Annotated in this window: 14 protein-coding genes; 7 read left to right on the top strand and 7 right to left on the bottom strand. The window is 60.4% G+C overall.

Annotation, left to right across the window (positions count from 1 at the left end; all coding sequences use genetic code 11):
* The first annotated feature begins 184 nt into the window (after nucleotides 1–184).
* Entirely contained in the window at nucleotides 185–1,111 is a 927-nt protein-coding gene (locus N4Q37_RS00070; protein WP_260954328.1) for a LysR family transcriptional regulator, read from the top strand.
* Here the strand turns inward: N4Q37_RS00070 and N4Q37_RS00065 are convergent.
* On the bottom strand, nucleotides 1,104–2,051 hold the full coding sequence (locus N4Q37_RS00065) for a LysR substrate-binding domain-containing protein (RefSeq protein ID WP_260954327.1): 948 nt from the start codon (nucleotides 2,049–2,051) through the stop codon (nucleotides 1,104–1,106). The two genes, N4Q37_RS00070 and N4Q37_RS00065, sit on opposite strands and share 8 nt — an antisense overlap.
* A 161-nt stretch (nucleotides 2,052–2,212) precedes the next feature.
* Here N4Q37_RS00065 and N4Q37_RS00060 point away from each other — a divergent pair, with 161 nt between their 5' ends.
* Together N4Q37_RS00060 and N4Q37_RS00055 are read left to right on the top strand one after the other, a co-directional pair.
* Complete coding sequence (locus N4Q37_RS00060; protein WP_260954326.1) at nucleotides 2,213–3,469, top strand: M24 family metallopeptidase; 1,257 nt, start codon at nucleotides 2,213–2,215, stop codon at nucleotides 3,467–3,469.
* A 65-nt stretch (nucleotides 3,470–3,534) separates the two neighbouring features.
* Nucleotides 3,535–4,365 carry a glycine betaine ABC transporter substrate-binding protein gene (locus N4Q37_RS00055; RefSeq protein ID WP_260954325.1) on the top strand — a complete coding sequence of 277 codons (831 nt, stop codon included), beginning with the start codon at nucleotides 3,535–3,537 and terminating at the stop codon, nucleotides 4,363–4,365.
* A 175-nt stretch (nucleotides 4,366–4,540) separates the two neighbouring features.
* Here the strand turns inward: N4Q37_RS00055 and N4Q37_RS00050 are convergent, their stop codons facing one another.
* Together N4Q37_RS00050 and N4Q37_RS00045 are read right to left on the bottom strand one after the other, a co-directional pair.
* Complete coding sequence (locus N4Q37_RS00050) at nucleotides 4,541–5,809, bottom strand: MFS transporter (RefSeq protein ID WP_260954324.1); 1,269 nt, start codon at nucleotides 5,807–5,809, stop codon at nucleotides 4,541–4,543.
* An 85-nt stretch (nucleotides 5,810–5,894) separates the two neighbouring features.
* Entirely contained in the window at nucleotides 5,895–6,947 is a 1,053-nt protein-coding gene (locus N4Q37_RS00045; protein ID WP_260954323.1) for a GlxA family transcriptional regulator, read from the bottom strand.
* A gap of 391 nt (nucleotides 6,948–7,338) precedes the next feature.
* On the opposite strand from N4Q37_RS00045, the gene N4Q37_RS00040 reads away from it, so the two are divergent.
* From N4Q37_RS00040 to N4Q37_RS00025, 4 genes are all read left to right on the top strand, one after another.
* On the top strand, nucleotides 7,339–8,730 hold the full coding sequence (locus N4Q37_RS00040; RefSeq protein WP_260954322.1) for an NAD(P)/FAD-dependent oxidoreductase: 1,392 nt from the start codon (nucleotides 7,339–7,341) through the stop codon (nucleotides 8,728–8,730).
* Nucleotides 8,731–8,740: 10 nt separating this feature from the next.
* Nucleotides 8,741–9,715 carry a D-2-hydroxyacid dehydrogenase gene (locus N4Q37_RS00035; RefSeq protein ID WP_260954321.1) on the top strand — a complete coding sequence of 325 codons (975 nt, stop codon included), beginning with the start codon at nucleotides 8,741–8,743 and terminating at the stop codon, nucleotides 9,713–9,715.
* Nucleotides 9,712–11,163 (top strand): aldehyde dehydrogenase family protein, encoded by a 1,452-nt coding sequence (locus N4Q37_RS00030; protein ID WP_260954320.1) that lies wholly within the window; start codon nucleotides 9,712–9,714, stop codon nucleotides 11,161–11,163. The genes N4Q37_RS00035 and N4Q37_RS00030 overlap by 4 nt, the downstream gene beginning before the upstream one ends.
* Before the next feature lie 95 nt (nucleotides 11,164–11,258).
* Entirely contained in the window at nucleotides 11,259–12,131 is an 873-nt protein-coding gene (locus N4Q37_RS00025) for a DMT family transporter (protein WP_260954318.1), read from the top strand.
* A gap of 105 nt (nucleotides 12,132–12,236) precedes the next feature.
* Here N4Q37_RS00025 and N4Q37_RS00020 read toward each other — a convergent pair whose 3' ends face one another.
* The 4 genes from N4Q37_RS00020 to N4Q37_RS00005 all read right to left on the bottom strand — a co-directional run.
* A complete protein-coding gene (locus N4Q37_RS00020) occupies nucleotides 12,237–13,172 on the bottom strand; it encodes an ornithine cyclodeaminase family protein (protein WP_260954316.1) in 936 nt (311 codons plus the stop codon).
* Nucleotides 13,173–13,313: 141 nt separating this feature from the next.
* On the bottom strand, nucleotides 13,314–14,366 hold the full coding sequence (locus N4Q37_RS00015; RefSeq protein ID WP_260954315.1) for a proline racemase family protein: 1,053 nt from the start codon (nucleotides 14,364–14,366) through the stop codon (nucleotides 13,314–13,316).
* Between the two features lie 90 nt (nucleotides 14,367–14,456).
* On the bottom strand, nucleotides 14,457–15,791 hold the full coding sequence (locus N4Q37_RS00010; RefSeq protein WP_260954313.1) for an MFS transporter: 1,335 nt from the start codon (nucleotides 15,789–15,791) through the stop codon (nucleotides 14,457–14,459).
* A 244-nt stretch (nucleotides 15,792–16,035) separates the two neighbouring features.
* A partial coding sequence (locus N4Q37_RS00005; protein WP_260954312.1) for an aldehyde dehydrogenase family protein occupies nucleotides 16,036–16,356 on the bottom strand: 321 nt, incomplete at its 5' end.

The following is a 16,356-nucleotide window of genomic DNA, read 5'->3' as shown; positions in this document are numbered from 1 at the left end:
TTTCTTGAGCTTGATAACTGCTTTGTGCATAACGTATCGGAAGGTCTGGAGGGCCGATATTTAATAAAGAAAATGCCGGGCTTAAATAAAATTTAAGCCGAGGTGTCTGCTCATTCGCAGACCGTGACGCAGACCTGTTCGCTCGTCCCGACCTCGTTTGACAACGTCAGGATTTGCTCGCTTAATGCTCCTGGCATCGGGGCAGTCCGCTGTCGTTTTTTCTGATCTCAATCCCCATTCGAGGACGGCTGTTGTGCGGCAACTGGATCTGTCCCTCCTGCATACCTTCAAGACCATTGCCGAGTGCAAGAGCCTTTCGCTTGCCTCGCAGCGCCTGCACAAGACCCAGGCCGCCATCAGCATCCAGCTCAAGAAGCTCGAGGACCAGGTGGGCAAGCGGCTGCTCGACAGGGGCCATCAAACCGCCGAACTGACGAGCCACGGAGAGCTGCTTCTGCAGTACGCGCGCAAGATGCTCGCCCTGAGCAACGAGGCGATGGATCTGTTCGTCAAGGAGGAGATTTCCGGCACCGTTCGCTTTGGCATTCCAGACGACTATGCGAACGCGTTTCTTCGACCGGTGCTTCGCGACTTCATCCAGCGTTGTCCCAACGTACGGTTGCAGATCCGTAACGACATCAGCCAGAACCTGTTTTCCGCCCTTGAAAAAGGCGAACTGGATCTGGCGTTGGTCACGCGGCGCAATAACGATGGTAATGGGGAGATCCTGCGCTGCGACCAGCTCCAGTGGGTCGCGGGCGAGTCCTTCGTGATGGTGCCTGACGTCCCGCTTCCATTGGCTTTGTATCCCCATGGGTGCGGTTATCGTGGCCAGATATTGAAGGCGTTAAGCGACAGCCAGCGGGAATATGAAATCGCGTTCGAGTGCACCGGCGTCGCAGGCGTTCAGCTGGCTGTCGATAGTGGTCTCGCCATCGCTGCTACGTCGAGCGCACTGATGCAGCCAGCCTGGCAAGTACTCGATGCGCTCACCCATGATCTTCCGGTGCTTGGGAGCGTGACGATCGAGTTGCGGCTGGGGAATCACGAGGTCCCGATAGCCGTGCAGCATTTTGCCGACGAGTTGCGCAAGCAGGTGTCGCTCAAGTGAGTGACCTTGCGGGCTGTTCTCCAGCGCTGGGTTGGCTGTACTGATCCAGCCACGCACGCAGCTGGTTGACTTCGTCACGGTAGGGGCGTCCCAGGTTGGACATGAGGTAATAGCCTCGACCGGACCTGACAGTGAGAGATGAAAGCCGGGCCAGTCGTTCGCTTCGCAGTTCTTGATCGAGCAAGTAGCGGGTTCCGATGGTGACGCCACGACCTCGCGTAGCGGCATCCACCAACACGATGTAGTTGTTTCCATACTCGGTCGGTTTGATCTGGCGAGCATCGATACCTTGTGCGCTGAACCAGGCTTTCCAGTTGATCCAGTTCGGTTCGAGCCGCTCGTAATCCAGCAAGTTATGCTTGAACAGGGCTTCGGGGCCATCGTGTTCAAGTGGGTTTTCCCTGATGTAATCCGGGCTCGCTACAGGGAACAGTTCCTCCTCGAACAGAAGCTGCGATGACCAGTTCTCGTGTTGGACGGGGTCGTAGACGATGGCCAGGTCCACGTTGTCATCGAACAGGTCCGAGGTGTGGTCCGATGTGATCATCCGGATACTGGCCGAAAAATGGGGATGGTGCTCACGGAAATCCCGCATGACTTCGCTCAGCCAATAGTGAGCTGTCGCGGTGTTGGCTGCGAGGGTGATGGGTTGCCATTGATCCCTTGCACAGATCTCCTCCACGGCGTCCGCCAGATAGTTGAATGACGTGCTGACTTTGGCATGAAGCTGCTTGCCCCTCGGTGAGAGCGTCACGCGTCGACCGTTGCGCTCGAACAGCTCGACCCCCAGGGACTCTTCAAGCTGCCTGATCTGTTTACTGATCGCCGCTTGCGAAACGTGGAGCTCTTCGGCTGCGCGGGAGAAGTTCAACGCACGGGCCGCGGCCTCGAAAGCCATCAGGCTGGTCAGTGACGGAAGTCGATGACGAAGGCTTTTCACTTGATAACCTCAGGTTGTCAGGGTTCATGAATTTCTATCTGTGTACACCTCCATTACAGGGCTTGTAAAGTCTGGCTCAGGCGGAAAAAATGGCCAATGGTCGCTCTGCCTAGTCTGCCGCTGTTAATAACCGATAGTTAATCATTAGCCTGGAAACCCACATGACAACCTTGGATTGGCATCGCGAACGCTCGGACCTTTCGGGCATGCAACTGCTTGATCAAGCCGCTGCTAGCGCAGACATCGATCTGCGAGCCGTGCGGCTCTATCGCTTGGGCAGGGTTCGCGAACAGATGCGCCAGCGGGGCATCGCCGCCCTGATCATCAGTGATCCGGTCAACATCCGCTATGCAACCGGCGCCCGAAACATGCAGATTTTCTGCGCTCGCAACACGCCTTCGCGTTACCTGATCGTCACCGAGCACCGGACGATCCTGTTCGAATTCACCGGCTGCGAGCACCTGGCAAATGGCCTGGAAACCATTGACGAAGTCCGTGCTTCTTCCACCGCCAGCTTCGTCGCCGCGGGTCCCCACATCGCCGAGCGTGAGAAGGCCTGGGTCGTCGAGATGGTGGGTATCCTGACTGAACTGGTGGGGGCCAACGCGACCATTGGCATGGAACGGATGAACGCCGGCACATCGATCGCCATGGCGAGCGCGGGCGTCAGGATCGTTGATGCGCAAGAACCCATTGAGATGGCTCGCGCCATCAAGTCTCCCGAAGAAATGAAGTGCATCGTGGCGTCTCTCCGGGCAACGGAGATTGCCGTGGGTAAGCTGCGCGAAGCCATTCGCCCGGGCATTACCGAAAACGAGTTGTGGTCGGTGTTGCACCAATCGGTAATCGCCCAGGACGGTGACTACGTTGAAACCCGATTACTGAGCGCGGGAAATCGCACCAATCCGTGGTTCCAGGAAACCTCGAACAACGTGATCGGCGAGAACCAGCTGATCGCGCTGGACACCGATGTCGTGGGTTGTCACGGCTACTACTCGGATTTTTCCCGCACGTTCCATGCGGGGCCAGGCTCCCCGAGCGATCATCAACGCACCCTGTACAAGCTCGCTTACGAGCAGGTGCATCACAACATGGAGATCATCAAGCCAGGCATGACGCTGAAGGAATACAGCGAAAAGGCTTGGAACATCCCGACTAAATATCACGCCAATCGCTACTACCTCTCTGCCCATGGTTGCGGCATGACGGGGGAATATCCCTACCTCTACCACCATGCCGACTATCCGGCGTCTGGCTACGACGGTGAGATCCAGCCAGGCATGACGCTTTGTGTCGAGAGTTACATGGGCGCGGAGGGTGGCAGCGAAGGCGTGAAGCTGGAGCAACAACTACTGGTCACGGAAACCGGCACTCGACTGCTTTCGATGTTCCCGTTTGAAGAAGAACTGCTTCGATAAGGCTCCATACAACGGCTAAAAAAACAGAGGGGCGAATAATGAACAAAATACTAAAGGCGCTGCTGTTGGGTTTTTGTCTGATTTGCAGTGCTGCATCCAATGCGGCCGACTCCAAGGCGATCAGCATCGGCGTTAACAGTTGGGCGGAAAACATCGCGGTCGCCAACATGTGGAAAATTCTCCTGGAGGAGAGGGGCTACAACGTCACGCTCCAGAACGCCGGGAAGATCATCCTCTACAACAGCGTTGCACAAGGGAAAATCGACGTCACTTTCGAGGTGTGGCTCCCAACCACCGACAACGCGGCTTATCAGAGCATCAAGGACAAGGTCCAGTTGATCGGGCCTTGGCTGAGCGAAGCGAACCTGGGGCTGGCAGTCCCCGACTATGTGGATATCAAGAGCATCGATGAGTTGAATGCCCACAAAGATGAATTCCAATGGCGCGGCAGGGCCTCCATCTTCGGAATCGATGCCGGCACCGGGCTGATGGGCCTCACCGACAAGGCGATGGCGGAGTACAAGCTGGACTACACCCTGCTGCCGTCCTCCGAAGCGGCGATGCTGCAATCACTGGATCGCGCCATGAAGCGCAAGGAACCTATCGTGGTGACGCTGTGGAAGCCACACTGGATATGGGCCAAGAAGAACCTGCGCTACCTTGAAGATCCGAAAAAGGTCTATGGGACAACGGATTCGATCCACGGCATTGCAGCCCAATCATTCAAGGCCGACCATCCAGAAGCCGAACGCTGGTTGCAGCAGTGGAAGATGGACGAGAAATCCCTTGGCGAACTGATGGCGACGATCAATGAGAACGGCACCAGCACACCTGAAAAAGGAGCTAAAGCCTGGATCGATGCCAACAGGGCCACGGTTGATGGCTGGTTGAAGTAACGTTCCGAGAGCCGAAACCGCCACCCTCGGGTGGCGGCTTTCTCGGCCAGAAACCTGAACAGCGGCTACGAGCCCTTCAAGACGCCAGCAGGCTCGGCGCGGGCTCCGACGGCGGCCTGACCAATCTCTTCGACTTCCCGCAGGAATCGCAACGCACGCTCGTAAAGTGCCGTGCTCAACGTGGATGGCGGTGCTCGGCTGGTCTGATCCCGAAGGGGCGGGCGGACACCCCTCGGTAGAACGACAGGATGGCGAGCATCTGCACGACGACGGCGGCTGTGACGACGGCGACGATGGCTTGACTCGAAGGGCTGAAGGCGGCACGCACCAGGCCGAAGAACGCGGGCGCGAAAGCGTAGGTGGCTTGGCTGATCGCGACCATCAGCGCGATGACCCGGGCGGTGTGTTCACGGCTGAACTCGGTCTGTGCGATCAGCGGCGGCAGGGAAGTGGCGTTGCCGATGCCCGAGCCGATCAGCACCACCGCGATCCAGGCCACGCTCGGGTGGAGGTCCAGGCCAAGGAGCATCAGGGTACCCAGCAATTGGATGGCATACCCGAGACAGGCCAGCAGCCTGCGGTTGATGCCTTGGGTCATCAGCCGCGCGGCGACGTAGCGCCCCCCCATGGCACTGGCGGTGGCCAGGCCCATGGCGAGTGAGGCGTCGTGGGCGCCCATGCGTCCCGCCAGGATCGAGTACAGGTGCGCGATCAAGCCGATCTGGGCGAACAGTCCCAGGGACATACCGGCTGCCAGGCTGCGGAAACCGGCTGACTTGAGCGTCTGCACGGCGGTCCATGGCGCGGTGTCGGCGCTGGTCGTCACGGGTTCCGGCTGCTGCGCGTTGTCGGGATGCTGCCCCAGGCTGTGGGGGCTTTTGTTGAAAACCAGGAAGGCGAACGTGGCGATGAGCAGCACGGCCGCGAGGCTGATCACCAGCGCCGCCGTGGCAAAGCCAAACCCCTCGATCAGCCATACCCACAGCGGCGAAAAAATCACGCCCCCCATGCTGGCGCCGTTGTAGGCCTTGCCCAGGGCCTTGGGCCTGTCCTTGACGTACCACGGCGCGATCAGGGTATTGACGGCCGCCGCCCCCAAGGTCACCCAGCCGATACCCGAGCACACGGCACCGGCATACAGCACCCAGAGCTGGTTGGCCTGGGCCCAGATATTCACGCCGATGCCCAGGAGAATGCTGCCCAGCAGGGTGATGGCGGGAATGCCGAAGCGTGCATAAAGCCTTGGCAGGTTGGCGATGACGATCGTGCCGCTGAGGAAGTGCACGGTGACGGCGGTCGACACCTGGGCGATGGGCCAGGCCGTGCGCTCCATGACCGCTTGCATGTAGATCGGCGGCCCATAGAAGCCGATCCCCCAACCGAGCATCGCCAGGACGAATGTGCAGGTCAGTACGGTTTTTCCAAAAAAACGGGTGTGTTTCATCGCCGGCTCCTCCATGTGGGCTTGAAGAATATGCGTCCGGTCGATGGCTCACTTCGAGGAGCGTCGAACTATGGATGTTGAGTTTTCAGTGCCCCGTATTGATCAACTTCTCCGCATCATGCCGGCGCTTGCGGAACGAGCACGGCGTTTCGCCGAACTGCTTGCGGAACCACAGGATGAAATGCGACGCATCGGAAAAGCCCGTGGCGTAGGCGATCTGGGTGACGTGCTGGTTGGTGTTCATCAGCAGTTTTTTCGCATGGTCCAGGCGCAGTTTGCGCCAGTAGTGCGCCGGTGATTCGTTGGTGCTGGACATGAACGCGCGATGCAGTTGGCGTTCATTGGTGCCGACACTTTCCGCCACCGAACGCAACGAACCGGGGGCGTCCATGTGGCTGCGCATGTAGCTGATGGCACGCTCGACCATCTCGTTCTTGTAGACATGCAGTTCGGTGACCCGGGACTTTTCGTTCGGTGTCTGCCGCTGGATTTCCTCGTCGTCCACCAGCAGGTATTCCAGGCCTTTCTGGGCGCGGATCGTGCCGCAATGGTGGCTGATCAGGTTGGCCGCCAGGTCGATGGCCGTGCCACCGGGGCAGGTGATGATGCCGTCGTCATCGACATAGCTCTTGTCCACCAGCACTTCGGCCTTGGGGAAACGCTGCGTGAACTCTTCACGGATGGTGAAGTGCACGGTGCAGCGACGTCCGTCCAGCAGGCCGGCCTTGCCGAGCACGAAGGAGCCGGAACACAGGGCGATGATCGGGGTCTTGGCCGCATGCAGTTCGCGCAGAAGGTCCAGCAGCCAGTCCGGCGGATCGCGGGTTTCGCTCAGCAGACCTCCGGCCAGGACGACGTAGTCGTACTCGCCGATGACGCTCAAGGGTTTGGTCGGAGAGATCGGCATGCCGCAACTGGCCGTGATCGGCTGATCGTTGCAGGTCATCCAGTCCCATTTGCAGAAGATCTGCTGGCTGCGGAACGACTTGTCCGCGGCGAATCGCAGCGAGTCCACCAGGCCGGCCACCGGAACGAGGGTGAACTGATTCATCAAGATGAAACCGACACGCAGGTCAGGCTTCACCGCGACTTCGGTGTTCTCGTCCGTGGGCGTTTCGTATGTGCTGTTTGTCTTCATTATTGTTGTCCTCACGTACCTGATGGCGTCCCTGCGCAAGGGCCAAGATCGGCACTGGGTGCAGCTATCACTGGGATTAAGAATAGACCCGATCGAATGTCTTAAATATAACAGAGAGCACAACCTGTATAAAAAATCGGACAGCCGGTCTTCCGCGCCCTCCATGACTCATGACAGCCACTGTGTGCGAGCTTGCTCGCGATAGCGGTGAATCTATTACACCGCCGTCATCGCGAGCAAGCTCGGCTCCCACAGCGTTCGTCCTCACAACAGCTCTGAATAATCTTCTTCGGCCGTAACCTTCCAGCAATTGTCCTGAACCTGATAGTGCCCCCCAGGCCAACTCGGCACCATTGTTTCCAACAATTCACTCATATTGGATTAACAAGATATGTACCGTGGCTTCTGGTATGCACAGGCGCTCGATCTCGACAGTCACCTCGCTCCGGCGCTTGAGGGTAATGAGCAGGCTGATGTCTGCATCATCGGCGGGGGCTACCTCGGCCTGTGGTCGGCTATCCGGCTCAAGCAGGCTCATCCGACCTGGCGGATCGTGATCATCGAGCGCGATCGTTGTGGTTCCGGCGCCAGTGGACGCAACGGCGGCATCGCCACCAACTGGTGGGCCAAGTATCTGTCGGTCATGAGCATCTGCGGCGAGAAGGAAGCGCGCCGGATCTGTGAGGCCGCCGAGTCCGCCATCGACGAGATCGGCAGTTTCTGCCGTGAGCACGATATCGATGCCCAGTACCGCAAGGACGGTTGGCTGTGGACCGCCAGCAACAAACGCCAGGTCAATTCCTGGAAGGTGCTGACCGACAGCCTGGAGCAGCACGGGGTCAATCCGTTCCAGACGCTTACCCCGGAACAGGTGCGCCAGCGCACCGGTTCGCCACGGATGATGGGCGGTATCTTCGACCCTAACGCTGCCACTGTGCAGCCGGCCATGCTGGCCCGTGGTCTGCGCCGCGTGGCCCTGAAGCTGGGCGTGGTGATCTACGAGAATTCGCCGCTGACGCACCTGGAACGCAGCGAGCAACCTGTAGTGCACACCGCCGGCGGCCGGATCCAGGCGAAGAAAGTGGTGGTGGCGATGAACGCCTGGGGCGCGCAGTTCCCGGAATTGCGCCGCATGGTCGCCATCATGTCCAGCGACATGGTCGCCACCGCGCCGGTCAAGAACCGTCTGGATCAGATCGGCTTCAGCGGCGGCGAATGCATCACCGACTCGCGCACCGTGTTGAATTACTACCGCAATACCCCCGATGGCCGCATCGTGTTCGGCAAGCCCCTGGGTCAGTTCGCGTTCGCCGGCAAGATCGGTGACCTGTACGAGCGGCCAACGCCGGCAGCCGAGAAAGTGGCGGCCGAGATGTACAGCTTCTATCCACAACTCAAGGACGTCCCGGTGGTGAGCAGCTGGACCGGTCCTATCGACCGCGCCATGAAAGGCTTGCCGAACTTCGGCCGTCTGGGCGGGCATCCGAACATTGTGTTCGGTATCGGTTTCTCGGGCAACGGCGTCGCCACCACCGTGTTTGCCAGCCGGATCATCAAGTCGCTGGTCGAAGATGCCAATGACGAGTGGTCCAACTGCGGCCTGGTGAACCAGAAAATGAAGATGTTCCCGCCTGAGCCGTTCCGCTTCATCGGGGCTCACCTGGTGCGTGACGCGTTGGTACGCAAGGAGTCCCTGGAGGACGAAAACCAGGACGCCAGTTTCCTGACCACGCAACTCGCTTCGCTGGCACCGGCCGGCTACGTCCCAGCACAAAAAAAATAGGAAAGTATTCATGAAGCATCGCGTCGTATTTCTCGATGACGAGGGCATCGGGCCGGGCGTCGTCATCCCTGACTTGCCCTTCGAGCACGAGTGGGTGAGTTACCATTACACCCAGCCGGAGCAGTTGGTCGAACGGCTGAAAGGCGCGACCGTCGCCTTGACCTGCAGCGTCCCCCTGCGCGAAGAACATCTTGCCCAGTTGCCGGACTTGCAGATGATTTCCCTGGCGTTGACCGGCACCGACATCGTCGATGTGGAGTACTGTCAGGCTCGCGGCATCAAGGTCGGCAATGTCCCAGGTTACGCCACCAATACCGTGGCCGAACATTCTGTCGCCATGATGTTCGAGCTGTTTCGCCGGGCATCCAGCTACCACCGCCTGATGCAACAGGTGCATGCCGGTACCCATGAGCCGAAGAACATCTACTTCGACTTCCCGATTCGCGATCTGCGTGGCCGCCTGTTGGGTATCGTCGGCAATGGCCCGATTGCCAAGCGTGTCGCCGAACTGGGCAAGGCCATCGGTATGAAGGTGAGCTTCCATGATCGCGGCGGCCGTTATTCCGGTCCGGGCTTTGTCTCGCTGGACGAGCTGCTGTGCAACAGCGATGTGCTGATGATCAACTGCCCGCTCACGGATGAGACGCGAGATCTGGTCGGTGCCGCGCAGTTGGCGCAGATGAAACCGGATGCGGTGATCGTGAACACCGGTCGTGGTGGCGTGGTCAACGAGGCCGCGCTGATCGACGCCATGGAGCGCGGCCGGCTCGGCGGCGCCGCGGTGGATGTCCTCGAGCAGGAGCCGGCGCAGCCGGACAATCCGATCTTCCGGCTGATCGACCATCCCAATTTCATCCTCAACCCCCACGTGGCCTGGAGCAGTCAGGACGCCATGCAAGGTTTGATCAACCAGGCACTCGGCAACATTGCCCAGTTCGTCAACTCGACACATAGCCCAGCCTTGCGCTCAGGAGCCGCACGATGACCAGCCCTCTTAAAAGCAGCTTTGTAAACGGCGCGTTCGTCGAGCCGAGCGGTGCCGAGCAGATCCTGGAAAACCGCAATCCATCCGACCCGCGCGACATCGTCGATCGTTTCGCCCGTGCCGACGAACAACTGACCCACGTTGCCGTCGAGGCGGCCAATGCCGCGGTTTCGGCCTGGGCCACGAGCAATCCGCAGCTGCGCGCCGATGTGCTGGACCGTATCGGCAGCGAGATCCTGGCGCGTCGTGAAGAACTCGGTCGCCTGCTGGCTCGCGAGGAAGGCAAGGTGCTGCGCGAGGCGATGGGCGAGGTGGACCGCGCCGGACGTTCGTTCAAGTTCTACGCCCAGGAAGCATTGCGGGCGTCGGGCGAGAAGTACGAATCGGTTCGTCCTGGTGTCGGCATCGACACCAGCCGTCAACCGGTAGGCGTAGTGGGCATCATCAGCCCCTGGAACTTCCCCATTGCCATTCCGGCCTGGAAGATCGCCCCGGCCCTGTGCTTCGGCAACTGCGTGGTCTTCAAACCCGCGGAAATGGTGCCGTCCTCGGCCTGGGCGCTGGCCGAAATCATCTCCCGCTCCGGCCTGCCCGCGGGTGTATTCAACATGCTGATCGGCCCGGGTCGCAGCGTCGGTGATGCGCTGATGCGTCACCCGCTGGTGAAGGCCATCAGCTTCACCGGTTCGGAGCAGACCGGTCGCCAGATTGCGGCCATCGCCGTCGAGCGCATGGCCAAGGTGCAGTTGGAAATGGGCGGCAAGAACCCGCTGATCGTCATGGACGATGCAGACATGGAGGTGGCCCTGGACGTCGCCCTCCAGGGTTCGTTCTTCTCCACCGGCCAGCGCTGCACCGCCAGTTCGCGGTTGATCGTGACCGAGGGTATTTACCCCGAGTTCATCGCGCGCCTGACCGAACGCACCCGTGCCTTGAAAGTTGGCGATGCCTTGGACGCCTCGACGGATATCGGCCCGGTGGCGGACGCGAAACAGCTGGAGGTCGATCTGGACTTCATCCGCTCCGGGATTGCCGAAGGCGCCACGCTGGTTTGTGGCGGCGAGCGTCTGGTGCGCGAAGGTGGTGGTTACTTCCTCGAGCCGGCGTTGTTCGTCGATGTGACGCCAGAGATGCGCATCTATCGCGAAGAAATCTTCGGGCCAGTGCTGAGCGTCCTCAAGGTGCGTAACTACGAGGAGGCGTTTGCGGCGGCCGAAGACACGCCGTTCGGGCTCTCCGCAGGCATCGTCACCACTTCGCTGAAGTACGCCGAGCACTTCAAGCGCAACTCCAGCGCAGGCATGGTCATGGTCAACCTGCCCACGGCGGGGGTGGATTACCACGTGCCGTTCGGCGGCAACCGTGGCTCCAGCTACGGGCCGCGCGAGCAGGGGACCTATGCCCGTGAATTCTTCACCCGAGTGAAAACCAGTTACCAGTTGAGCTGAATGCGGTAGGCTTCAACCACGTTTATGCTGCAAACCCGAAAGGGGATGCAGCATTTTTTTTTGCGCTCTCATATTGGCCGAGGTGACTTTAATTCATGCCCAGACAGCTTGCCGAGGCGGCCTCGACTCATCACGGTCGCGGAATCGCCTTGTGCCTGACCTCGATGCTGGTGTTCGCTTCCCAGGACGGGATCACCAAATTCCTTGTCAAGGAGTTCTCCGTCGCGCAACTGCTGATGGTGCGTTACTGGGTGTTCGTGGTGTGTGTCGTCGGCTATCTGGCATGGAAGGGCGAAGTGCGTGTCGCGGTGCGCAGCAAACTGCCCCGGCTCCAGCTTGTGCGTTCGTTGCTGGCGCTGGGCGAGGCGGCGATTTTCGGTTGGGGGCTCAAGTATCTCGGGCTCGCCGACTGCCATGCCCTGTTCGCGGTGTTTCCATTGTTGACCCTGGCCTTGGCGGGTGTCTTTCTGGGGGAGTTCATTGGCCTGCGCCACTGGGTCGCCGCGCTGGTAGGCTTCGTCGGTACCGTGGTGATCCTGCGGCCCGGTTTCGGCATTTTCGATCCGGCGGCGTTGATCCCGCTGCTGGCGGCGACAACGTTCGCCGTGTACAACCTGCTGTCCCGACGTATAAGCCAGACCGATTCATTCGCCACCAACATGCTGTACATGGCGGTGATCGGCGCCATCGCTTCCACCTGCTTCGGGATCCCCGCGTGGCAGGCGCCAACGTCTGCGCAGTGGGGCCTGCTGGGGGTGTATGCGGTTGCCGGGATGACCGGGCACCTGTTGCTGATCAAGGCGTTGGAGTTTGCCCCGGCCGCCGTCCTGCAACCGTTCAACTACTCATTGCTGGTCTTTGCGACGTTGGTGGGACTGCTGGTCTTCGGTGAGTTTCCCGATCTGTATACCATCGCCGGCGGGTTGCTGATCCTGGCCGGAGGGATGTATGCGGTGAGAGCGAGGTAGGACCTGATAAGGCCCTAATGCTAAGGCTTGCCTGGTTCATTGTGGCGAAGGGGTAAATCCCCTCGCCACAGGTTCATCGCTTTTCTTAAGTGAACAGCATTAGGGTCATGTCCGGGCTTTCAACTTGCCGATGACGTACTGCGAAACGATCAGGTCCAGGTGGGCGCCGCCGGCATTCTTGTAGACCGTCCTGTCGTCGGCCAGGCGCGAGAACGTGCTGTCCTGGCAAAGGTCGAACAGGTCGCCTTCAATCTGCGCCTCGGTAATAGCGCCCGTTTGCAGTGGGCCCAGGATGTCCCCCGAGCAGGCCGATGTCGAGTGATCGTCAACAAAGATGCGCGCGCCTCTCAATGCATCGTCATCGGCCTCGCGCATGTCGGCACGGTAGCCGCCTACCAGGTCGACATGAGTGCCGGGGCGGACGAGCTCCCCGCGAACCAGAGGCGTGGTGCTGCTGGTGGCGCAGGTAATGATGTCGGCCTTGCGCACAGCGGCATCGAGGTCGTTCACGATGCTGACGTTCAGGCCTTGCCCGCTGAGTTCGTCATGGAAATCGCAGAGTTTGGACGCCGTGCGGTTCCACAGCAGAACCTCATTGATCGAGGGGCGAATGTGCAGATAGGCCTGGGTCAGTGCCTGGGCAATGGGGCCTGCGCCCAGCACCAGCAGGACCGAACTGTCTTCCCGGCTCAGGCGTTGTGCGGCCAGGGCGGAATCGGCGGCGGTTTTCCAGCGGGTGATTTCAGGTCCGTCCAGAATGGCGCTGATGGCCTTCGACACTTCGTCGATGACCATGAACGCCGCATGTTCGGTCGGCAGGGCAGGGGTTGCGCGGCTGTTGGCAGGGTACATGGACGCAACCTTGATGCCGGCGCCCAGGCCGGGCAGGATCACACCCCGGCTGAGCAGGCCATAGTCGGCATCACCGATGAAGAAGCTTTCACCCAGGGGGCGTTTGCCCAGGTGAGCCGTGCGCAGGGCATCCAGGACGTCGCCCCAGTTGATCGATGCACGGATTTCCTGAGCCGAGATGATTTGCATCGCGCATTCCTTTCAAAAAGAGCCTGCAAAAAAGGCCCGTCAAAAAAAAGAGCGCCATCGATACAGACTGATGCGCTCAAAGGTTGAATGGAGAGGAGCAGAGCCCCGTTCAGGCACTCCGCGAAACAGCGATGTAACGGATCAGGCCCAGATGTCGCCGATGGTGAAGCCTTCCGGGAACGGATCGTCGTGCTCCAGCACCAGGGTGTTGAGGCCGTAGATCCAGCTTTTGCCGGTAATAGTCGGCACCACGGCCTTCTTGTCGCCGATACTGGTTTCTTCCAGCAGGCGCCCGGTGTAGATGTTGCCGATCAGGCTCTGGTGGCGGAAATCCTGGTTCAGCGGCAGCTCGCCCTTGGCGTGCAGGGTGGCCATCTTGGCGCACGTGCCGGTGCCGCAAGGGCAGCGGTCCAGTGCACCGGTCCAGGTGGTCGGATCGTCCCAGGAGAACTCGCCGGAGGCCATGGTCACGGCGTTTTTCCAGTCGGCTTTCGGGTCTTCGCTCGGGCCGGACAGTTGGGAAATGGTGATGCCCACGCCTGGGTAGTCAGGATGCGCGACCGGCAACTGTTCGATGGCCGCCTGGCGGATCATCGAAGACACCCGGGCAATCTCGGCGCCGTGCTGCGGGATCAGTTCCAGGCCTTTGAACTGGCGAACGTCGGCAATGACATAGAACATGCCACCCCAGCCCACATCCACGGTGACCTTGCCCAGATGCGGCACATCGATGACTGCGTCCAGATGCGCGGCGAAGGCAGGGACGTTCTTGAAGGTGACGCCCTTGACCTTGCCGTCCTTGCACTCGGCGCGGATGCGGATCAGGCCGGCGGGGGCTTCCAGGGTCAGCTCGGTGACCGGTTCCTTCATTGGCAGCATGCCCATTTCCAGCAGCACCGTGACCACCGAAATGGTGTTGCCGCCGGACATCACCGGGTATTCGATCTGTTCGAGGATGATGTAGCCGGCATCGGCTTCCGGGTGGCCGGGCGGAACGATGATGTTGCAGCAGTGCGCCGGATAGCCACGGGGCTCACGCAGCAGCAGCTTGCGCAGTCCGTCATCGTTGGCTTCCATCCATTTCATCTTGTCATGGACGGTATTGCCGGGAATGTGGGGGATCCCGCCGGTGACCACGCGCATTGGCGTGCCGGCGTGGGTATCGACTGCATGAATGGTTCTTTTGAAGGTCATGTTTCTACCTGCTCACAATGTGCGAAAGCCCAGGGCTTCCAGTTGCTCTTACGGCAAGGGCCGTGCAGCACGCCCCTGCCGTTCAGGGTGTCAGTAGCTCGCGGCGCTGGCTTGCTGCAGGTCCAGCGAGCGGGTTTCCGGCGCCATCAGCCAGGTGACGAAGAGGCCGACCATGGAGATGCCGAAGGCAACGATCATGGTGTTGGCAATCCCGATCGAGGTCAGCGACAGCGGTACCAGGTAGGTGCCGATGGCGGCGCCGATCCGTGACAGGGAGGTCGACAGGCCGACGGCGGAGCCGCGAACCTCGGTCGGGAACAGCTCGTTCGGGTAGACGTATTGCAGTACCTGGGCGCCGCCGATGAACAGGGCGTAGCTGCCGAACAGGATCAGCGTCAGTTGCGCCGAACCTTCCGGGAACAGCCCCAGCGCCAGCAGGGCGAGGCCCGACCACAGGAAGCTGTGCATGAGCATGTTGCGGCGCCCCAGCGGGTTGATCAGCTTCACGCCCAGCAGGCAGCCGAACACGAACATGACCGTGATCGCCACCGCGCCCCAGGCGGCCATGTCACCGGTCAGGCCCATGGCATGCAGGATGCGCGGTGCGAACGCATAAATGGCGAATTGCGGAATGATGGAACAGGTCCAGAAGATGCTGACGAAGAAGATGCGTTTGCCGTAGGTCGAGTGGAACAGTGACCACACCGATACACTGCGGGTCGGGGCCTTTTCCGGCAGGTTGGCGACAGAATACTGGCTGCCATAGACCTTCTTGATGACGTGGTCCGCGTCCTGGGTCCGACCCTTGCTCAGCAGCCAGCGCGCCGATTCCGGCGTACCTGCACGCATGATCAGGAACAGTACGGCGGGAACCACTGCACTCGCCAACGCCCAGCGCCAGGCATCGGGTTCGCCGCTCCTGAGGATGAGTTCACCGGCCACATAGGCCACCGCGGCACCGACGAACCACATCAGCACCAGGCTCGCCAGGATGGAGCCACGCTGTTTCTTGGGCAGGAATTCAGCCAGCAAGGAGGTCGCCAGGGGATGGTCCGCGCCGATGGCAATGCCCAGCAACAAGCGCAGCGCGATCAGCGTCCAGGCAGTGGTGACCCAGAATTGCGCGAGCGAGAACACCGCCAATGCAACCAGGACCAGTACGTACAGGGTCTTGCGGCCGAGTTTGTCGGTAAACAGACCGCCGACGAAGCCGCCGAGGAACATGCCCACCAGCGCCGCCGCTGCAACCATGCCTTCTTGCAGGGTGCTCATTTGCAACGACTGGCTGATCTGAGCCATGACGACGCCAATGATGCTGAGGATGTAGCCGTCCAGGAATGGAGCGCCGGACGAATAGACCGCGAGCTTCTTGTGAAAGCTGTTCAACGGCGCGTCTTCCAGCGAAATCTTGTAATTGTTAGGCATGCTTGCCTCCTTAACGCTTAGGCATGCCTGCTTATTGTAGAGGCCTCGCAGTGCGAGGCCCGTGCAATAAGCAGGGAGTATCTTTTTTGGAATTGTGTGATCGGGTGGCCGGTACTATCGCACCTCGCCTGATGGGGCCATATAACAGGTCTGACGGCTTATAGGAGGTTCCTACTGGCGGACGGAACGTGCCGGACAGCGCCTGTGAAGGCGTTTTGCCACCTGTTTTGGGCTTCCCGGATCGTCAGATTCCGAGGCAGAGGTATTTGATTTCCAGATAATCCTCGATGCCGTACTTGGAGCCTTCACGGCCCAGGCCCGAAGCCTTGATGCCGCCAAACGGCGCGACTTCATTGGAGATCAACCCGGTGTTGACGCCGACCATGCCGTATTCCAGGGCCTCGGCCACGCGGAACACACGGCCCAGGTCGCGAGCATAGAAGTACGAGGCCAGGCCGAACTCGGTGTCGTTGGACATCGCGATCACGTCGGCTTCGTCTTTGAAGCGGAACAGCGGCGCCAGCGGGCCGAAGGTTTCTTCCTTGGCCACGGCGGCGCTCGACGG

This window comes from Pseudomonas citri (assembly GCF_025336485.1).
Taxonomy (GTDB): domain Bacteria; phylum Pseudomonadota; class Gammaproteobacteria; order Pseudomonadales; family Pseudomonadaceae; genus Aquipseudomonas; species Aquipseudomonas citri.
The sequence above is the reverse complement of the archived record's forward strand: the minus strand, read 5'-3'. Positions and strand labels throughout refer to the sequence as shown.

Excerpts from the sequence above, each read along its gene's own strand:
- N4Q37_RS00070 (WP_260954328.1), top strand. The coding sequence starts at position 185 with ATGCTCCTGGCATCGGGGCAGTCCGCTGTCGTTTTTTCTGATCTCAAT.
- N4Q37_RS00060 (WP_260954326.1), top strand. The coding sequence starts at position 2,213 with ATGACAACCTTGGATTGGCATCGCGAACGCTCGGACCTTTCGGGCATG.
- N4Q37_RS00050 (WP_260954324.1), bottom strand. The coding sequence starts at position 5,809 with ATGAAACACACCCGTTTTTTTGGAAAAACCGTACTGACCTGCACATTC.
- N4Q37_RS00045 (WP_260954323.1), bottom strand. The coding sequence starts at position 6,947 with ATGAAGACAAACAGCACATACGAAACGCCCACGGACGAGAACACCGAA.
- N4Q37_RS00040 (WP_260954322.1), top strand. The coding sequence starts at position 7,339 with ATGTACCGTGGCTTCTGGTATGCACAGGCGCTCGATCTCGACAGTCAC.
- N4Q37_RS00035 (WP_260954321.1), top strand. The coding sequence starts at position 8,741 with ATGAAGCATCGCGTCGTATTTCTCGATGACGAGGGCATCGGGCCGGGC.
- N4Q37_RS00030 (WP_260954320.1), top strand. The coding sequence starts at position 9,712 with ATGACCAGCCCTCTTAAAAGCAGCTTTGTAAACGGCGCGTTCGTCGAG.
- N4Q37_RS00025 (WP_260954318.1), top strand. The coding sequence starts at position 11,259 with ATGCCCAGACAGCTTGCCGAGGCGGCCTCGACTCATCACGGTCGCGGA.
- N4Q37_RS00020 (WP_260954316.1), bottom strand. The coding sequence starts at position 13,172 with ATGCAAATCATCTCGGCTCAGGAAATCCGTGCATCGATCAACTGGGGC.
- N4Q37_RS00015 (WP_260954315.1), bottom strand. The coding sequence starts at position 14,366 with ATGACCTTCAAAAGAACCATTCATGCAGTCGATACCCACGCCGGCACG.
- N4Q37_RS00010 (WP_260954313.1), bottom strand. The coding sequence starts at position 15,791 with ATGCCTAACAATTACAAGATTTCGCTGGAAGACGCGCCGTTGAACAGC.